Raw genomic sequence first — 18,659 nt, 5'->3', positions numbered from 1 at the left:
GGTCGTCGCGCCCGCATGGCACGCTGGACGCATGCTCAGAATCGGAATCCTCGGCGCAGCCGGGATCGCCCCCAACGCCATCATCACCCCGGCCCGCCGCCGCGACGACGTCGAGATCGTGGCCGTCGCATCCAGAAGCGCATCGTCGGCGAGCGCCTACGCGACGACGCATTCGATCCCGCGCTCCCACGGAGGCTATGAGCAGCTGCTCGCCGACCCCGACATCGACCTCGTCTACAACGCCCTTCCGCCTTCTGAGCACGCGCGCTGGTCGATCGCCGCGCTCGAGGCCGGCAAGAACGTTCTCTGCGAGAAGCCGTTCGCGATGTCGGCCGACGAGGCTCGTCTGATGACCGCGGCCGCCAGCGACACGGGCCTGCGCCTGATCGAGGCCTTTCACGATCGGTACCACCCGCTGAGCGCCGAGATCGACCGTCTGGTCGCATCCGGGCGCCTCGGCGAGATCGTGTCGGCACACGCCGACTTCACCGCATCCATTCCTTTCGATCCGGCGTCGATCCGGCACAACCCGGCCGTCGGCGGCGGGTCACTGATGGATCTCGGCTGCTACCCCGTGCATTGGCTCCGAGCGCTGATGGCCGACGAGCCCGAGGTTCTGGATGCGACGGCGACGGTCAATTCGCTCGGCGCCGATCTCAGCGTGGACGCTTCGCTGCGTTTCGCATCGGGCGCGACCGCCCGCATGACCTGCAGCATGGTCGATGGCGCGGAACTGAACTCGTCGCTCGACGTGGTCGGCACGCTCGCCACGCTGCACGTCGACAATATGGTCTTTCCGTCGAAGGGCCACTTCGTCAGCGAGACGCGCGACGGCATCACCCGCAACTGGACGATCGCCGGCCTCGAAACCTACGACCACCAGCTCGCCGCCATCGTCGACGGCCTGGCCAGCGGCGAGAAGCTCCTGACCGAGGGCGAGGACTCGGTGGCGCAGATGCAGGCCATCGACGCGATCTACGCCGCCGCTGGATTCGACCGCGATCGATGATCGACGCCCGGCCCGCCGGCACCCCGAACTACGTTCTGAGCGAAGGCCCGATCTGGCACGCAGCGACCGAAACGCTTGTCTGGGTCGACATCGAGGCCGGCCTGGTGCTGCGGGGCGAACTCGATGAGTGCGGGCGCGTCGCCGTGACCCGCCGCACCGAACTGGGCGAATACGTGGGCTGCGCCATCCCGCTCGACGGCGATCGGATACTGGTGGCCCTGACCCACAGCCTGGCGATCGTCGGCGCCGACGGCTTGGTCGAACGCGGCTCCGAGCTGCTTCCCGCCCACCAACGTTTGAACGACGGCTCCATCGACCCTCAGGGTCGCCTCGTCGTGGGGTCGCTCTCACTCTCCGGAGACGCGAACGACAACGTGCTGCTGCGGCTCGAGACGACGGGCGAGCTCACCGTGCTCGACGACGATCTCGGTCTGAGCAACGGCCTGGGCTGGTCTCCGAATGGCGCCGTGTTCTACTCCACCGACACCGCGATTCGCACCATCTTCCGCCGCAGTTACGGCGCCGAAACTATCGGCGCGCGCGAGCCGTTCATCGTGTTCGACGAGGGCGTCTACCCCGACGGACTCACGGTCGATGCCTCGGGGAGGCTCTGGGTCGCCATCTGGGGCGGCCACGGCGTCCGCGTCTTCGACGACCGAGGCGACGAACTCGCGGAACTCGGCGTGCGCATCCCGGCCCCGCACTCGTCGAGTGTCGCCTTCGCCGGGCCGGCGCTCGATCAGCTCGTCATCACGAGCGCGTCGCGCGATCTCGACGGGGCCGAACGGATGCGCTGGCCCGACGCGGGCGGGCTGTTCGGCGCGCGCCCCGATGCGCGCGGCATCCCGTCCACCCCGTGGGTGAAAGCGCCTCTGCCTGGCCTGGATCGAGACGCTGGCGCCATCCGCCGCTGAGCCTCAGTCGAGGGTCAGCACGCTCACCCGGTCGGCGAGGTAGCGGTCAAGGGTCGACACTCCTCGCCCCGGGCTCGTGCGATCCCAATGAACCATGACGATTCCGTCGTTCACTTCCAGCGGGCCCGATCCGCCGGCCAGACTCTCGTCATCGAGGGCGAGCGGGGCGAAGCGGTGGTTCACGACCTCGCCCTCGGGAAACTTTCCGCGTGCGGCGGCCCGGCGGTCATCGCGTCGTGCCTCGGCCTCGGCCGAACGATTGGTGACCGCGCGCAGCGGCTCGATCGCTCGCGTCACATCGCCGGTCTCGTAGACCCCGCCCGCACGGTCGACCAGCAGCACGCCGAGCCTCCACGCTCGACCGGCTGGAACGATCATCGGTGCGGTCCTGAACACCGAGAAACCTCGCGGCTCACGCATCACGCCGAGGGCCTCGTCGTGCACGCTCTGCGCTTCAAGCGCCTCGATAGTGCGCCTCACCAAGCGACGCACTTGCTCAGAGGGGGTCTCGTCCATGCCAGCAGACTACGACGATTCGTGAGCAGCCCAGCAGCAAACTCATCGCGCGACCTCTTTAGGCTGGACGCATGCGCATCGAGGTTGTGGTTTCAGGGTGGGAGCAACACTGCTGCGGCAAGGCGTTCACTCGGGGCACGCCGGCGACCGTCTCGATCGTCGCGCTCGACCCCTCTCAGAAAGCGCCGGATGCCCCGGCCCGGTTTCTCGAGGAGCACCACGGCCAAACGCCCGCCGACGTACCGCAATGGGATGTGACGGGTACAGTCGCGAGGATCACCGGGGTGAGCTACGAACAGCGCCGCAGACCGGGCCCGCATCCTGTCTTCGAAAGAGGAGACTCGATCGTGTCATCGTCTGAGCTCGACGGCGTCGAAGCACGTGACACCGGTGGATTCGGTGATCTTCATCTTCTTATCGACCTCGACGACGCGACTGCCCTTCCGTCCTACGTCGCGAGCGAAGACCGACGTGTCGCGGCCGCCGAGCGTGCCGCCGCCGATCAGGAGCGCGCACGGCAACGGCGCGCCGACGCGGTGGGTGTTGTGCTCGGCTCGATCGCCGACGATGCCATAGCCGCATACTCGTCCGTTGCAAGAATCGAGCGTTACAGTGAAGGCTTCACCGTTGCGATCATGCCTCATCGTTCGGGCACCGCGGGCGTCGCATGGACGAGGCCCACATCGGTCGATGCTGACGGCATCACGGTGTCGTTGGGCGAGGGCAAGTTCGCTTTTCCTGCCGACGTCGAGCATGCATCCGAGCTTCGCGAGTTGATCGCCGCCGCGGCGGCGGGCCGGGTTCACGAGAAGGTTCACCGGGGAGCTGAATCCACCGTGTTCGCGACCATCGTCGAATCCGCCGACGGCCGAACGTGGACTGCCGCAATCAACCAACCCATCCAGGCGGGCGGCATCGCGTGGATGTCGGGCCACATCGCTACCCGCCTGAGGGCGGGCGATCACGGCTACGAGGCGTGGACCGCATGACCACGCCACGAAGCCGAATCACTTTCCCAGCTGCGTGGTTCAGCTCCGGCCGACCGCGAAGCGCAGGGTCACCAGCTGGAACGGCCGCAGTGAAAGCGATACCGATGCCCCGCTGACCGACAGCGCCGGTCCTGCACCGGATGCGGTCGCCCGCTCGAGCAGATCGGTCGCCACTACCTCATCGAAGCCGAACGCAGCGTCGAGCGTGGCCGTGCTGCGCCGCCCAAGCGATTCGTAAAGCCGAACAACAACGTCCCCGCTGCGGTCTTCGGCCAGCTTGACCGTCTCGATCACGATGCCAGAGTTGTCGATGGAGAAGAGCGCGTCGACCGCGTTCACCGCTGCCCCGGAGACATGGCGTTCGTCGAGGTTGATCCGGTACCCGGCCTCGACAGCATCCTGAATGTCAGCGCCGACCACGACGCCGACTCGAAGGGTGTGGCGACCCTGGTCCTGGTTCGGGTCGGGGAACACGGCCGCCCGCACGACCGAAAGCCGCGCCAGCGTGAACGCCCCGCCGCCCGATCTCTCCTGCCTAGTCACGTCATAGCCGTAGGTCGAGTCATTGACGATGGCGACGCCGAATTCCGGCTCGCCCGCGTGGATCCAGCGGTGCGCGCTGGTCTCGTACCGCGCGACATCCCATGAGGTATTGGTATGGGTGGCCCGCTCGATATGGCCGAACTGGATCTCCGACGAGAAGCGATCGGCATGCACGTCGAGGGGGAACGCCAGCTTCAACAGCTTCTGCGTCTCATGCCAGTCCAGTTCGATAGTGAGGTCGAGCTGGCCCGAACCAGAGGACAACGAGATCGTCTGCACGAGATGCGATTGACCGAAGCTTCGCTCGACGACGACGGAGCACCCGTCATCGCCCAGCGCTATCGAGTCGACTGCCGTCAGGTCGGTATAGACGTGCCGATAGTGCCGATCGATGTCCCACGCGTCCCACTGGGTAGGGGTGTCCCGGTGCAGCTGGAACAGATTGCCAACCTCGCCCGGCGGAATCGCATCGCGGCCCGAAGCCAGGTCGATGAGTTCGACGACCAGGCCTCGCTCGTCGATGCGCACGAAGAGCGCATCGTTCTGCAGAATGAAGCCGGTTTCGTCACGGCTCGCGGCCGAGCCGTCGGCCTCTGGCCTCTCCGAGTTCCCCGAAGCGGACAGCGCCAGAACCCCGTTCCGCTCGTGCGGTGCCGCGTTGAAGACGAGCGTTCGTTCACCGTCTCCGGCCAACTGCCGAAGACTCGTTGCGATCAGCTCCTCGAGCTCTCCGGCGATGTAAGCGTAATTCCTCTCGGCATCCTGATGCACCCAGGCGATCGAGCTGCCGGGCAGGATGTCGTGGAACTGCTGGAGGAGAACGAGGTGCCACAGTTTTTCGAGCCGATCGTAGGGATACGCGTGCGCACCCTGCACCGCGGCGGTGGCCGCCCACAGCTCTGCCTCGCGCAGAAGGTGCTCGCTGCGACGATTGCCCTGCTTCGTGGCGAGCTGGCTCGTGTACGTGCCGCGGTGCAGCTCGAGGTACATCTCACCCGACCAGACGTCAGCGTCGGGGTACTCCTGCTGCGCTGCGGTGAAGAACGCCCGAGGCGAACTGTGCACCACCCGCGGCGACCCCTCGAGCGAGGTCGTGCGCTCCACGATGCTCACCATCTCGCGCGTCGGTCCACCTCCGCCATCGCCGTAGCCGTAGGGCAGAAGGGACATCGTGGCTCGGCCGTGGTCACGGAAGTTGCGCTCGGCATGGTGGATGTCTGGGGCACACAGATCGGAGTTGTACTTGTCGACGGGCGGAAAGTGGGTGAAGACACGGGTGCCATCGATGCCCTCCCACTGGAACGTGTGATGAGGCATCACATTCGTCTCGTTCCACGAGATCTTCTGCGTGAGGAACCATTTGCTGCCCGCGGCGGCGACGATCTGCGGCAGAGCACCGGAATAGCCGAAGGAATCCGGCAACCAGACCTCTTCGTTGTCGACGCCGAACTCCTCGATGAAGAATCGCTTGCCGGCGATGAACTGCCGTGCCAAGGCCTCGGACCCGGGCAGATTGGTGTCGGACTCGACCCACATGCCTCCCACCGGAATGAACTGCCCGCCGCGCACCTTCTCACGGATCTTCTCGAACAGCGCGGGGTAGTACTCCTTCATCCACGACAGCTGCTGGGCCGATGAACACGCGAAGGTGAAGTCCGGATTGGCATCCATCAGCACGATCACGTTCGAGAACGTGCGGGCGCACTTGCGGATGGTCTCCCGCACCGGCCAGAGCCAGGCCGAGTCGATGTGAGCATGGCCTACGGCGTGCAGCACATGCGCGCTGGCCGATGCCGGACGCGCCAGCACCTCCGCCAGTTCGGCTCGGCCCGCGGCCGCCGTCGCGGAGACGGCGTGTGGGTCGAGCACGTCGAGTGCACGCTCCAGCGCGGCCAGAATCTGAGCCCGGCGCGGCGACGTCGGCGCGAGCTCGCGCATCAGGCCACGCAGAACCTCCATATCGCTGACGAGCTCGTAGACGTTCACGTCAAAGAGCGCGATGTCCATCTGCCGCATCACATACGTGGGCTGATCACCGGCGGTCGCCGGGTCGCCGATGGTCGTCGGGGTGAACGACCAGTCGCTTCCGACATCGGGGTTCGCGGCCGCCTCGACGAACACGTCGACCCGGCCGTCGGCATCCATGGGAACGACGACAGCGGCATTGAACGGCGAGATCGCCTTGATGGGCACCCCGTCGAGGCCCCAGACGAGCCCTTCCGATTGGAAGCCGGACTGACCGCCATCGAAGCCGAGGTCGAAGACCAGCTCGATGCGCACGGCAGCATCCGCGCCCTCGGCCAGTTCACGCCAAGCCTGGGGAACCACTCCGCGCACCCGGAACCACGACGTCGACCATGGTCTCCCCCACGCGGTACCGTTGCTGAACGGCGAGTACTGCTGAGCCGTAGCTTCGGCGAAGGTGACAGGCTCGCCGGGCGCAGACCAGACTTCGGCTGTCAAGGCGACAGTGTCGCGATACAGGGCCGGCTTGAGGCGTTCGGTGATGAAACGATCGAGTCTCGCTTCGGTGAGCAGTCGGCTGTCGTGCATAAGAAACCTCTCAGGGTTCTGGCGGGCCAGAGATGAAGTGTGCGGGGTACGAGCGGGCGTCAGCCCTTGACTGCGCCGGCCAGAGCGGACGATCCGCCGAGGCCCCGTGAGATCAGCACGTAGAGTGCGAGAACGGGGAGCGAGTAGACGATCGAATAGGCCGCGAGCTGCCCGTAGGCGACAGCCCCATTCGCTCCGAAGAAGTTGAAGATACTCACCGCCGCCGGCTGCTTGTCAGGGCTCAGAAGCAGCACGAACGGAACGAAGAAGTTGCCCCAGGCCTGGATGAAAACGAAGATGAACACCACCGCGATGCCGGGACGCATCAGAGGAACCACGATCCTCGCCAACGTCTTCATCGACGACGCGCCATCGACCCAGGCGGCCTCTTCGAGACTGACCGGAACCGAGTCCATGAAGTTCTTCATCATCCAGATCGCCATGGGAAGCGATGTCGCCGCCATAAAGAAGATCGTGCCGGGAAGAGAATCGATCAGGTTCAGCTGCACGAACAGGCTGTAGACCGGCACCATCATCGCGGTGATCGGCAGACACGTTCCGAACAGCACCCCATACAGGAACGGTTTGGTGATCCGCATCCGGTATCGGGAGAGCGGGTAGGCCGCCAAGATCGCGAGAACGACCGTGAGCACCGCGCATCCGCCCGAAAGGATCACGCTGTTCATCAGCGGAACGAAGGTCAGACTCGGCGTCAGCACCTGGCCGAAGTTGTCGAGCGTGAAGACCTCGGGGATCTTGACGGAGAGACTGGGCTGCGCATCGACCGAGGCGAGCACAAGCCAGAGCAGGGGAACCGCGAAGCAGATCCCGATGATCGCGAGCGTGATGCTCGAGAGTGCCTTCATCCATCGCCTCGTCGGCGATGACATGGATCGGCCGGGTGTGGAGAGTGCACCTGCCCGCACGGCAGGGCCGAGAGTGGTTGTCATGGTCTATTCCAGATCGGTGCGTAGAGCGCGAATGTAGAAGATCGAGAAGATCGCGCCCACGAGCAGCATGATGGTCGCGATGGCGGTTCCGAAGCCCAGTTGGCCGAACTTGAACGCCTCTTGGTAGGCGAGAAGAGGAAGTGTGGTGCTCTGCACGCCCGGGCCACCGCCCGTCATCACGAAGATCAAAGTGAAGACAGAGAGCGTCTGCAGTGTCGTGATCATCGCGTTGGTCGCGATGCTCTGCCGGATCATGGGCAGAGTGACGAGCCGCAGCCGCTTCCAGCCGTTCGCCCCATCCATCTCCGCCGCCTCCTGAATCTCATCCGGCACATCCGCGAGCGCAGCGGAGTACACCAGCATCGAGAATGCGGTGCCTCGCCAGGTATTCGCCAGAATCACCACCAGCATCGGAAAGACGTAGAGCCAGCTCGGCCCGGCGATGCCGAACAGGGCCAGAAACGAGTTCGCGGTTCCGGTGTCGCGGTAGAACGCGTACGACGCGAAAGCGGCGACGATCTCGGGAAGAACCCAGGCGGCGACGACGAATGTGCCCACGACAGATCGAACCAGCCGACCACTCGACCGCATCAGCAAGGCGAGGCCGAGGCCGAGCACGTTCTGACCTATGACAGCAGATCCGATGACGAAAAGCAGAGTCAGGATGACGGCGGTCGGAAAATCGGGGTCGGCGAAGAGTGCCGAGTAGTTGTCAAAACCGATGAATTTGCTGCCGGCGGCAGCGCTTCCCGACAGCGATGAGTCGGTGAACGAGCCGTAGAACGACGAGAGGATCGGGCCCAGCAGGAAGACGGCGAGCAGCACGGTTGCGGGCAGCAGAGGAATGGTGCGCACAACTGCGTTCCGGCGCCGGGTAGCGGCTTTCGCCCGCGGCCGCCCGGCCCCGGGCGGCCTGGTGCTCGGGTGCACCAGACCGCCCGCGACCGTGACGTCAGATGTTGACGAGGCTGTGGACATTGCTCAGTTTGCTGACTGCGTGCCGTCTTGCCCGACGATGCCCACAACAGCCTGGTCATATGCCGCAGCGGCATCGTCAACGCTCTGTTGCCCGGTCATGACCGCCTCCATGGCGACCGTGATCGCGTTGGAGATCTGTGCATAGTCCTCGGTCGCGGCGCGGAAATGCGTGTTGGCGACGAGGCTGGAGAAGAAGCCGAACGAGGGGTTGGCCGCCGTGTACTCGGGATCGGTAGCCACGTCGTTGCGCACGGCGATCTGGCTGTTGCCGATGTCGTAGGACTTCGAGTTCTCCTGGTTGAGAGCGGTGGTCAGAAAGTCGAAGGCCAGGTTGGGTGCCTTCGTCTTCGCTCCGACGGCCAGCGTCCAGCCACCCGACATGCTGTTCACGCCAGGAGCATCACCGAGCTGAGTCGGCATCGGAGCTTGGGAGAGAACAGTCGACCACTCGGGCCAGGGGTTTGTTCCCGTGGGAATCCAGGCGGCCGACTGCCATGAGCCGTCGAGCGCGATGGCCAGCTGGCTCTTCGGGAGCCACTCGGCGGTGACGTTGGTGAAGATGTTCGGGTCGAGCGCCTGCTGCGGGGTCGGCCCCAGGCCGCCCTGGTACACATCCTGCACGAACTTCAGAGAGTCCTTGAAACCCTGGCTCCCCGTGACCCACTTCTTGCTCGAGGTGTCGTAGAGGGTGTCTTTGGTTCCGTAGAGCAGCATTTGGAAGCCCTGCAGCGATGCGGCCTCACCGGCAGCCTTGCCGGAATAGACGTTGAAAGGAATCACGTCGGGCAGCTTGGCCTTGATGGTCGACGCGGCCTTCAGAACATCGGCCCACGTCTTCGGCTCCCACGGAACAGTGATTCCGGCTTTGGCGAAGAGGTCCTTGTTGTACCAGAGCGCCCGGGTGTCGGTGCCGAGCGAGACTCCGTAGGTCTTTCCGTCAGCGCCGAGACCCGCGCTCTTGGCTCCCGCGGCGAACTGCGAGTAGTCGGCCCAGCCGGCGAGTTTGTCGTCGAGGGGAAGCAGATAGCCTGCGGCCGCATCCGACTGGATCTTGAACGTGTCTTCGTACTGGACATCGGGGGCAGTGGCGGCGGACTGGTTCATCAGCGCAAGCTTGGTGTAATAGTCGGCGCTCTCACCCTGGATCGGCACGAGTTCGATCGTGACGCCCGGATGCGCCTTCTCATACTGCGACTTAGCCGCCGCCATCAGATTCTGCATCTGATTGAAGGTGGCCGTCGTCTGATAGGCGACCTTGATCGTCTTGGGCTCCGCGCTGCTGTCAGAACTTGCCGAACATGCGGAGAGTGCGAGTGCCGCACTCAGTGCGACCGCTAGGCCAGCCGCGAGACGTCGTTTCATATGAAGCTCCTTTGCTTTCAACCGCGACAACGCGCGGTGATTCACGCACCCATTCGGGTGCGCACGCCAACCGAACGTGACTGATTCAGACGCGCTTACGCACTCCTGGCGAAGGCTGCGTCTGACTGGTGATCTATTTATAAATCGATTGGACTAACTCTGTCAAGCCAGATCCGAAACTCACGGCTAGATGAGCAGATCCGTCGGCTTGGGTGACAGAACTCGGTCGAGCACAAGGCACCCAGCTCCGATCGCCGCAACATCGGCACCCAGTTTGGACTGCTCGAATCGGATCGGGTGGGTCATCATGAGTGCGGGATCATCGGCGACCGCACCGGGCACGACCCCGAGATAGGCGCGGGATGCCCGGTCCCAGAAAGGGCCGCCGAACACGACTCGATCGACATCGAGGATGCTGACGATGGCGAGCACCCCTCGGGCTATCCGGCGAGCTGCGCGCTCCACGATCACGACCGCGTGGCCGTTGCCCTCATCGGCGAGGGAGAGCAGCCTGGTGAAGTCGTTGTCGACGGTCACCGAATCGAGTTCGCCGGTCGGGGCGCTGACGAGTCCGGCCTCGATGGCTTCGAGCACGAGGGAGACCGGGGCCACGGAGTCTCCCAGGCATCCCCTCTTGCCGCAGCGGCAGAGCGGGCCGTCTGGATCGACGATGAGGTGGCCGATATCACCCGAGTTGCTGCTGGCTCCGCGGACGACGGCCCCGTCGACCACAAGTCCCGCGCCCACACCGGTGCCGTAGTAGAAGAACAACGAGTTCTTCAGATCGCCGAGCGCGCCCATCCACTGCTCGGCCGCAACCGCGGCCGTCACGTCTTTTTCGACGAAGACGGGCAGACCCGTGGATGCTGCAAGAGATGCCCCCAGCGGCACGTTGTGCCACTCGGTCATAAGGGGCGGATTGAACACCTGACCGCCCTCTGCATCCAACGGACCGGGAGCCGCGATGCCTATTCCGAGAATGCGCGTCGCGTCGATGCCCGACGTTTCGATGATGGCATTGACAGATACCGTGAGACGGCGAATCGTCTCCTCCGGCTTCGTTCCCACCGGTGTTCTTGTGCGCGAGTGGGCGACGACATGGCCCTCGAGGTCAAGCACCACATAGGTGATGACGGTGGGATCGAGATGCACACCAACGGCGAATCGCGCCTCTGGCTCGAGTCGGAGAATGGTGCGCGGCTTGCCAGGACCGGTCACCATTTTGCCGCTCTCTCGAATAAGCCCTTCGTCGAGCAGCCGGCGCGAGACATTCGACAGCGTCTGGGCTGATAGGCCGGTCTTTTCGGCGAGCTCCACGCGGCTCGCGCCTTCGCCCGACCGTCGGATCACGTCGAGTATGAGCGCCTGGTTGTAGCCGCCCACCGCAGGGAGATTCGTGCCTCTGTGCATTCCCGCTCCCTCGTGGCCAGTCGTCTCATTATGACGCCCCGTCAAGATCAACCTCCGAGCACCCCGCACTCTGCGGACACGGCGAGATCGCGATATACTTAGTGCACTAATCATTGCAGCACTCATCACCTGAGGAATGACGTTGACCAGGCAGGCTCGCACGCCCAATCCCATGAATCCGTTCGACGGCAAGACCGGATTCATCAACAACCTCAATCGCATCGTCTACACGTTTACCGGTCCGGCCCAGGTGGGTATCGGCCGCAAGGAAGAACCGTACGTGCCGCCAACAGATCCGCATTGCCCGCTGTGCGGCAGATCGATGGCGCTGCACACCATCGACCGCTCGGGAGAGCGCACGCAGTTGCACTGCCCCGAATCCTGATCGACCTCGGGGTGCGTTCGACGCGCACCTCTAGAGGGACTTCTCCATGCAATAGCTCGTGGGGTCGCCGATGTACGGCCCGAAGGCAGGAATGGGACGATACCCCGACTTCTCATAGAGGGCGATCGCCGCGGTCTGGGGCACCCCCGTCTCGAGTCGGATCACAGTGACGCCCTGGTTTCGCGCGTGCTCTTCGACCGTGTTGATCAGCGCCCGGCCCACACCGAGGCCGCGCGCCGATGCCGTGACGAACATACGCTTCAGCTCGGCCGATCCATCGCCCCGGTCGACGATCGCGACAGTGCCGAGCGCCTCGCCGTCTTCTCTCGCCACATAGAAGCCCACGTCAGCTCTCTCGAGGTCGTCGATGTCGAGTCGGTGGTAGTTCTCGGCAGGGTACAGCGCCAGGGCGAAGTCATCGGCCTGCTGAAGAAGCGACAGCACGTCGTCGCGACGGGGAGATTCGAGAGAGACGACGGGCACGCATCCAGTCTACGAAGCCGAGATGGTCGCCATAGGCTGTGACGCATGGCACAGGTGACTATCTACGCACGGCGGCACTGCATCGAGACACGTCGCGCCGCGATCTCCGACGCGGTCCATGGGGCGGTCATGGCGGCCCTCGCGTACCCGGCAGAGAAACGCACCGAGACGCCGAAAATGAACTGGGGCATCCGAGGCGTCAATGGCGCAGACCTGGCACTGGGCTACAGGGTCGACGCCTGAATGAGGGCCCTCGCCGCCGTTCCGGTCGTCGCAATCGCGAACATCCTGGCCTGGGCCGAATGGATGCATTGGCGCGCGAGCAGGCGCCGGCTCGGCAATCTCGCATCTGGGCCGGGCAGACAGGCGATCGTGGTGCTCGGATGCCGCAATAGAGGCACACGAGCCAACTACCTCAACCGGTATCGCGTAGGCGTGGCGCTGCGGTCGATCGACTCCCGCTCGACTGAGACAGTGCTCGTATTCTGCGGAGGCGGCGTCGGGAGCGAGGTGCCCGAAGCCGATCTTCTGCTCGAGTACGCCCGCACCCACTGTGGATACGACGGTGCTTACGTTCTGGACCGGCTCAGTCGAACCACCTGGGAGAACATCGCGAACGTCGTCGACATTCTTGCGGGGTTCGACACCGTGAAGATCGCGTCGAACAGCATGCACGCGGAGAAGGCACGCGCATACCTTTGGAAGCAACGACCCGATGTCGCTGAGCGCCTGGTCGCGGCGAAAGACTACCGACTCGGCGAGATCGCCTTCGTGAAGCCGATTGCTGCGGTGCGCGCCACCCGAGGCAAGCAGCGTTTGAGAGCTACCCTCTAGCCATGGAGGCTGACTGGATCGAACATCGTCGATCAGACGATCGTGAGCTGGTGGGGTGGATGAAGCCGGTCGGCGACGGCTTCGTCGCAATTGATCTCTTGGGACGCCGACGGACAGACCCGGTGGACTGGATGGTGGCCGAAGAGACGCTCGACGAGCTCGGACTGGCCTACCTCGCCGACCCGCACGAGTTTCGGCTCGACGACGGATCCTGGCTGCGGGTTCGAATCGCCGAGGTGTCTCCCGCCGCGATCCGCGTCAAGAAAGACGATTGGGGCGACATGACCGCGACGCAGGTCTACTACTCGCTGCCGTTTCCTGTCACCGAAGATCAGCTGCGCCCGCTCTGATCTGACGCCGATTGCGGCGGTGCGCGCCATCCGAGGGTCTGCGGCGACTGCAGCGGCGAGAGACAGTGGTCATGCGTTAACGCCCTACTCGGGCCCTACAGCGTGGCACATTGTGTAACAATGTTCCCATGCCACCCATGCTCGCCGTCCTCCTGGCCGCGCTGTGCTTCTCGACGACCGGCACGGCGCAGTCACTCGCCCACACCGACGCGACGCCGCTCTCGATCGGTGCTGCACGGGTGCTCATCGGCGGCGCGATCCTCGGAATCGCCGCCCTGATCGCACTGCGACGATCCCCCGCTCGCGCATCTGCCCCCGCCGTTGATCGCCCGGCCGCGCGCATCCCGGCCGTTATCGTGATCGCCGTCGGCGCGATCGGCGTGCTCGCCTACCAGCCCGCCTTTTTCGCGGGAACCCGCGTGAACGGCGTCGCGGTCGGCACGGTGATCGCCCTCGGGTCGGCACCGATCGTCACGGGTGTGCTCGACGCGATCATCCGACGCCGGATCCCCGGCGCCCGGTGGGGGCTCGCGACCACGGTCGCACTGGTCGGCGTAGTACTGGTCTCCGGGCTGGTCGGATCCGGCGCGACGGGCTCCGTGAACGCGCTCGGTCTGGCCGCGTCGCTCGGCGCCGGAGTCTCGTACGCGGTGTACGCGATAGCGAGCAAGGTTCTGCTCGACCGAGGGTGGAGCACCACCGGCGCGATGGGGTCGATCTTCGGCACCGCCGCCGTTCTGAGCTTGCCAGTGCTGCTGCTCACCTCCACGGCATGGCTGGTCACCCCGAAAGGAATCGCGCTTGCGCTCTGGCTCGGCGTCGTAACGACGGCGGTCGCGTATCTGCTGTTCGGCTGGGGCCTGAAACGCCTCAACCCGACAACGGTGGCCACGCTCACTCTGGCCGAGCCGCTCACCGCCACCCTGCTCGGGCTGATCGTGCTGCACGAGCAGCTCTCCCCCATATCGATCGCGGGACTAGCGGTCATCGCGGCCGGGCTCACACTGCTCAGCATCTCACCCCGAAAGGAGACAGCCGATGTCGCCCAGGCGGCGTGACAGCACGCCCGGGCCCACGGCGGCGGCGGCGCTGGCCGAGAGTCTTCGCGAACGCATCCTCGAGGGAGACCCGGCACCCGGAACCGCGCTGCGTGAAGAGGAGTTGGCACAGGCCCACGATCTCTCGCGGCACACCGTGCGTGCCGCGCTGGCGATGCTCGGCGCCGAGCGCCTCGTCGAGGTTGTTCCGTATCGCGGCGCCCGCGTCGCCACACTCGACGACGCAGCGCTGATCGCCCTTCAGCAGCTGCGCGCGGCTCTCGAGACCGAGGCTGTGCGCTTGCTAGGCGACACGCATCCGTCAGGCTGGCCGATCGAGGTGCGGGCACCCATAGACGCCGCGATCGACGCGCTCGCGTCCGCGGAGGGCTCCGCCGACTGGTCCGCGACAACGCGCGCGCACGCCGGTGTGCACCGGGCGATCGTCGCGGCTGCTGACAGCCCCCGCATCGCCGAGGCACACGCGCACCTCGAGGCAGAGATCCTTCTGCTGCTCGCCCAGGTTCGCCCCGATTACCCGTCCGGTGGCCTGACCGCGGAGCATCGATCCTATGTGGACGCGCTCGGGCGGGAAGGTGGCGCGGCAGTGCGAGAGCATCTGGCGCACTCGACCGCGCTCATCCGCGCAGCGCGTGCAAAGAACACGAACTAGTCGACATCCAAGCCGTGGCGGCTCTCGGGAATCGGATACGCGGTCAGGCGCCTCGTATGGAACGCTTGCAGGATGGACGCCCACGATATCCGCAACTCGTATCTGACGTTCCTCCAGGCGAAGGGGCACACCGTCATCGATCGGGCGCCCCTGGTGCCGAGGGGCGACACGTCCACCCTGTTCAACGGAAGCGGCATGCAATCGCTACTGCCCTACCTGCTGGGGCAGGAGCATCCAGCCGGCGTGCGTCTCACTGACAGCCAGCCGTGCGTGCGCGCCCAGGACATCGACGACGTCGGCGACAACCGCCACACGACGTTCTTCGAGATGCTCGGCAACTGGTCGCTCGGCGACTACTTCAAAGAGACGCAGATCCGGCAGTTCTACAGCTTCCTGGTCGACGTGGTCGGCCTGGACTCCTCGAAGATCTACGTCACCTGCTTCATTGGCGATCCGGCCAACGGAATCCCCCGCGACGATGAGGCGGCATCCATCTGGGCCTCGGTCTTCGCCGAACGCGGCGTCTCGAACGGCATCGCCGAGATCGGCTCGCAGGCGGATGGCGACACCCGAGGTGTGCGGCCCGGCGAGCGCATCTTCTTCTACGACGGCGGCGAGAACTGGTGGTCGCGCGGCGGATCGCTCGATGGCACGCCGATCGGCGACCCCTGCGGGCCCGACAGCGAGGTGTTCTACGACTTCGGCGCAGAGCATCAGGATGCGTCGTACGGCCTGGCGCATCCGGCCAGCGACGGTGGGCAGTTCATGGAGATCGGTAACCAGGTCTTTATGCAGTACCGGCGGCGCGAGGACGGCTCGTTCGAAGAACTCACCAAGCGCAACGTCGACTTCGGCGGCGGCCTGGAGCGCATCGCCGCCGCGTCGATCGGCTCCGACGACGTGTTCCGCATCTCGCTGCTGTGGCCCATCATCGAGTCACTGCAGGAGTTGACGGGACGCCGGTACGAAGACGAGACGGCGGCGATGCGGATCATCGCGGACCACCTCCGCGGTGCGACTTTCCTCGCGGTCGACGGTGTGCGTCCATCGAACAAGGAGCAGGGTTATGTGATGCGCCGCCTGCTGCGCCGCGCCATCCGGTTCGCCCTCTCACTGGGGCTCTCCGAGAACTTCTTCTCGACGGTCGTTCCCGTCATCGCCGATCTGTACGCGTCGGACTACCCCGAGGTGGCCGCCTCACGCGACGAGGTCATCGCCGTGCTCGTGAAGGAAGAGACGGCTTTTCGGCGCACGCTTGCGAGCGGGCTCCGCGCCCTCGCCGAGTACCAGGGGTCGACGCTGACCGGCCTCGACGTGTTCCGCCTCTCTGACACGCACGGCTTTCCCAAGGAGCTCTCGGTGGAGGAAGCGCGGCGCCTCGGCATCGAGGTGGCCGGGGACTGGGAGTCGGGCTTCGCCGCGGCGCTCGAGGAGCAGCGCGCCCGTTCGCGCGGCGCCACGCGACTCGGCGCGGCCGGCCTCCCGGGCGGCGGCGCGCCCGCCTGACGCGCGGCTCTGCCGCATCCGGTCAGTCGCGGCGAAGCATGTCGATGCCGGCGCCCGCGAATTGGCGCAGGGTGGCATCGGGCAGAAACGCGCGGGTCAGCGCGGCACTGATGCGGGTGAGGTCGCCCTCGTCGCGGTAGAGGAGATAGATCGGCTCGGTACGCGGATTGAACTTCTGCTTGAACCGGTGCAGCGACGAGAACCCGTAGACGGGTTCGAGGATGCTGCTGAGCTGGCCGAGCAGGTGCGCGACCGTGCCCTCGTCGTCGGTCGCCTGGTGAGCCAGCGGCGCGCCGGAGAGCGAGACGATCGACGCGCCCTCCTCCGCGAAGGTGCGCGCCGATGATCCGATCAAGAACTCCATGACCGCGCCGAAACCGCCGTCGCGCCGTCGCATGAGGTCGAGGGTCCAACCGGTGTGCGTTCCGTCGGGCCCGTAGATCGGCAGCCAGCTCAGGAAACCGTCGACATCTCCGTCCGGCGACACAGCGAGAGCGAGCCGCACCTCAGGATCCTCAGCCTCCTGCAGGGTACCCAGCGTGAATCTCATCTCGGGCAGGTCCTTGTCACCCACCCACGACTCGGAGATGGCGCGGATCTGCTGGCGGATGCCCCACGTCACCTCCGCCAGGGTGGTCATGCGAAACGTGATGCCCTCACGGTCGGCCTTGTTGATCGCCGTTCTCACGTGCTGCCAGCTCTTGCCCGTGAAGGCCAGGCCGGGGAGGTCGACAATCGTGTCGTCGGCAATGATCAGGTCACGCCATCCGTCGGGAAGGCTGTCGCGGGTGTGCTGGCTGGAGCTGAAGAAGCATGGGATGAGGGAGTCACGCTCCGCCGCAGTGATGAATTCGGCGATGCTCGCTTCAGTCGCGGATTCCGGCCCCAGCGGGTCGGCGAGCACAAGCGCGACGCCGACATGCTTCTGATAGGGGATGATTCCCCGTTCGGTTCGGAAGTACTCCATGCCCTCCCACGTCGTCATCCACGAGAGACTGCCGCCGCCGTACTGAGCGATGATCTGTCTGGCGTCGGCCGCGGTCGGTGCGCCTCGCCCGTGACGGTCGGCACCGGAACCGAGCGGACGCCGCCGCCGAGACCCGAAAGAGTGGCGGGTCGCGACGAGATAGAGGAGAAAGGCGGCCCAGATGACCGCCGTGGCGAGGAAGACGTCGATGTCTCCCAACCCCAGGGGGAGGTCGACGGGGTCCACCGCAGACAGCGCGAGGTACAAGGCGGCGAGAGCAATGTTCACAACGGCCCAGATGATCGTGAGCACCCACGCCCATCGTCGCCCGAGGCGCAAACCGTTGGCTACGAGCAGGATCACCACGGCGTCGATCGTGGCCTCCAGCAACGGGCCGTCTCCGGGGGCGGTCGGGCCGAAGGGGCCATTGGTCGGCACCAGCAGAGTCAGAATCTGGATGACCCCGAGCGCGAGGCCGCCGGCGAAGGCCAGGAGCCGGCGTTCGCGGAGACTCGCACGCTGGATGCGGAACGACCTGTCGACTGCGAGCACCAGGATCACGGCGAACGCGTGCTCCATATCGGCGAGAGTGCCGAGGAACAGCACGCCGATGGCCGCGTAGCCGACCACGATGAGCCAGCCGCGCTGCCGCCACGGCGACGGGAAAAGGCTGACGCAGGCGGCAAAGCAGGCCATGGTGCCGCCGGATGGGCCGACATCCAGCATGCCGGCGAGGTCGACGGCCCAGGGCCAGGGAAGCAGGCTCGATGCCCAGAGGAACGCCGCGGTGGCGAGGACCGCGAGGATCTGGCCGACCCAGAAGTAGGTCAGCGCGACCTTGGTTCCACGACGCCACTCGAGGAGGCCCAACCAGACGAAGCCTCCCATCGCGATCGCATAGGTCCAGGGGCTGATCACGAAGAAGGTGCCCGTGACCGGCGTCCACCACCGTCCGTCCTGCAGAGCGGGCAGCCCATAGGCGACGGCCTCCCACCACGGCTGCTGCGGCGTCGGCACCCAGAGGCCTTGACCAACGACTCCGACGGCGAGCACGATGACGGCAAGGATGAGCGTCGCCGGTATTCGGGTGATGACGGATCGGACCGATCTGGTCATCTCGTGCCTCCTGCGCGTCGAGCGGAATTGCCTGTCACGTCATTCTTGCCGAGATGAGGTTCTGCCACAGGATCCGCCGCCCGC

General features: G+C 65.6%; 18 protein-coding genes. 10 read left to right on the top strand and 8 right to left on the bottom strand.

All coding sequences use genetic code 11. From position 1 onward, the window contains the following. The first annotated feature begins 31 nt into the window (after positions 1-31). Positions 32-1,009, top strand: coding sequence for a Gfo/Idh/MocA family protein (locus tag TZ00_RS05850; RefSeq protein ID WP_044440397.1), 978 nt, complete (start codon positions 32-34; stop codon positions 1,007-1,009). Further along, positions 1,006-1,923, top strand: coding sequence for an SMP-30/gluconolactonase/LRE family protein (locus tag TZ00_RS05845; RefSeq protein ID WP_044439936.1), 918 nt, complete (start codon positions 1,006-1,008; stop codon positions 1,921-1,923). Before TZ00_RS05850 ends, TZ00_RS05845 begins: the two co-directional genes overlap by 4 nt. 3 nt (positions 1,924-1,926) lie before the next feature. On the opposite strand, the gene TZ00_RS05840 is transcribed toward TZ00_RS05845, so the two are convergent. Continuing rightward, positions 1,927-2,439, bottom strand: coding sequence for a hypothetical protein (locus tag TZ00_RS05840; RefSeq protein ID WP_044439935.1), 513 nt, complete (start codon positions 2,437-2,439; stop codon positions 1,927-1,929). A gap of 71 nt (positions 2,440-2,510) precedes the next feature. On the opposite strand from TZ00_RS05840, the gene TZ00_RS05835 reads away from it, so the two are divergent. Continuing rightward, positions 2,511-3,428: a DUF6578 domain-containing protein gene (locus TZ00_RS05835; protein WP_044439933.1), complete on the top strand. Its 918-nt coding sequence runs from the start codon at positions 2,511-2,513 to the stop codon at positions 3,426-3,428. Between the two features lie 39 nt (positions 3,429-3,467). Here TZ00_RS05835 and TZ00_RS05830 read toward each other — a convergent pair whose 3' ends face one another. The 5 genes from TZ00_RS05830 to TZ00_RS05810 all read right to left on the bottom strand — a co-directional run bounded on the left by TZ00_RS05830 (position 3,468) and on the right by TZ00_RS05810 (position 11,224). Beyond that, the gene (locus tag TZ00_RS05830) at positions 3,468-6,524 is read right to left on the bottom strand and encodes an alpha-mannosidase (RefSeq protein ID WP_044439931.1); all 3,057 of its coding nucleotides are present in this window, start codon (positions 6,522-6,524) and stop codon (positions 3,468-3,470) included. Positions 6,525-6,583: 59 nt separating this feature from the next. Continuing rightward, on the bottom strand, positions 6,584-7,474 hold the full coding sequence (locus TZ00_RS05825) for a carbohydrate ABC transporter permease (RefSeq protein WP_044439930.1): 891 nt from the start codon (positions 7,472-7,474) through the stop codon (positions 6,584-6,586). Between the two features lie 3 nt (positions 7,475-7,477). Continuing rightward, positions 7,478-8,452 (bottom strand): carbohydrate ABC transporter permease, encoded by a 975-nt coding sequence (locus tag TZ00_RS05820; protein ID WP_044439929.1) that lies wholly within the window; start codon positions 8,450-8,452, stop codon positions 7,478-7,480. A 3-nt stretch (positions 8,453-8,455) separates the two neighbouring features. After that, on the bottom strand, positions 8,456-9,814 hold the full coding sequence (locus tag TZ00_RS05815; protein ID WP_044439927.1) for an extracellular solute-binding protein: 1,359 nt from the start codon (positions 9,812-9,814) through the stop codon (positions 8,456-8,458). A gap of 186 nt (positions 9,815-10,000) precedes the next feature. Next, the gene (locus TZ00_RS05810) at positions 10,001-11,224 is read right to left on the bottom strand and encodes an ROK family transcriptional regulator (RefSeq protein WP_044439926.1); all 1,224 of its coding nucleotides are present in this window, start codon (positions 11,222-11,224) and stop codon (positions 10,001-10,003) included. A gap of 172 nt (positions 11,225-11,396) precedes the next feature. On the opposite strand from TZ00_RS05810, the gene TZ00_RS05805 reads away from it, so the two are divergent. Continuing rightward, positions 11,397-11,609 (top strand): hypothetical protein, encoded by a 213-nt coding sequence (locus TZ00_RS05805; RefSeq protein ID WP_044439925.1) that lies wholly within the window; start codon positions 11,397-11,399, stop codon positions 11,607-11,609. 30 nt (positions 11,610-11,639) lie between these two features. On the opposite strand, the gene TZ00_RS05800 is transcribed toward TZ00_RS05805, so the two are convergent. After that, positions 11,640-12,092, bottom strand: a complete 453-nt coding sequence (locus TZ00_RS05800) for a GNAT family N-acetyltransferase (protein WP_044439924.1) — start codon at positions 12,090-12,092, stop codon at positions 11,640-11,642. A gap of 45 nt (positions 12,093-12,137) precedes the next feature. Between TZ00_RS05800 and TZ00_RS05795 the strand changes: the two genes are divergently transcribed. The 6 genes from TZ00_RS05795 (at position 12,138) to TZ00_RS05770 (ending at position 16,492) form a co-directional block, all read left to right on the top strand. After that, positions 12,138-12,335, top strand: a complete 198-nt coding sequence (locus tag TZ00_RS05795; RefSeq protein ID WP_044439923.1) for a hypothetical protein — start codon at positions 12,138-12,140, stop codon at positions 12,333-12,335. Continuing rightward, a complete protein-coding gene (locus TZ00_RS05790) occupies positions 12,336-12,926 on the top strand; it encodes a YdcF family protein (protein WP_202965827.1) in 591 nt (196 codons plus the stop codon). 2 nt (positions 12,927-12,928) lie between these two features. Continuing rightward, the gene (locus TZ00_RS05785; protein ID WP_044439921.1) at positions 12,929-13,276 is read left to right on the top strand and encodes a hypothetical protein; all 348 of its coding nucleotides are present in this window, start codon (positions 12,929-12,931) and stop codon (positions 13,274-13,276) included. 128 nt (positions 13,277-13,404) lie between these two features. Then, the gene (locus tag TZ00_RS05780; protein ID WP_044439919.1) at positions 13,405-14,334 is read left to right on the top strand and encodes a DMT family transporter; all 930 of its coding nucleotides are present in this window, start codon (positions 13,405-13,407) and stop codon (positions 14,332-14,334) included. Beyond that, positions 14,315-14,986 (top strand): GntR family transcriptional regulator, encoded by a 672-nt coding sequence (locus TZ00_RS05775; protein WP_044439917.1) that lies wholly within the window; start codon positions 14,315-14,317, stop codon positions 14,984-14,986. Before TZ00_RS05780 ends, TZ00_RS05775 begins: the two co-directional genes overlap by 20 nt. 72 nt (positions 14,987-15,058) lie before the next feature. Further along, positions 15,059-16,492, top strand: a complete 1,434-nt coding sequence (locus TZ00_RS05770; RefSeq protein ID WP_044439916.1) for an alanine--tRNA ligase-related protein — start codon at positions 15,059-15,061, stop codon at positions 16,490-16,492. Positions 16,493-16,514: 22 nt separating this feature from the next. On the opposite strand, the gene TZ00_RS05765 is transcribed toward TZ00_RS05770, so the two are convergent. Further along, positions 16,515-18,575: a bifunctional lysylphosphatidylglycerol flippase/synthetase MprF gene (locus TZ00_RS05765; RefSeq protein ID WP_044439915.1), complete on the bottom strand. Its 2,061-nt coding sequence runs from the start codon at positions 18,573-18,575 to the stop codon at positions 16,515-16,517. Positions 18,576-18,659 lie beyond the last annotated feature (84 nt).

Source organism: Agreia bicolorata, from assembly GCF_000938265.1.
Lineage (GTDB): Bacteria > Actinomycetota > Actinomycetes > Actinomycetales > Microbacteriaceae > Agreia > Agreia bicolorata.
This window is presented reverse-complemented; position numbering and strand designations above follow the sequence as displayed.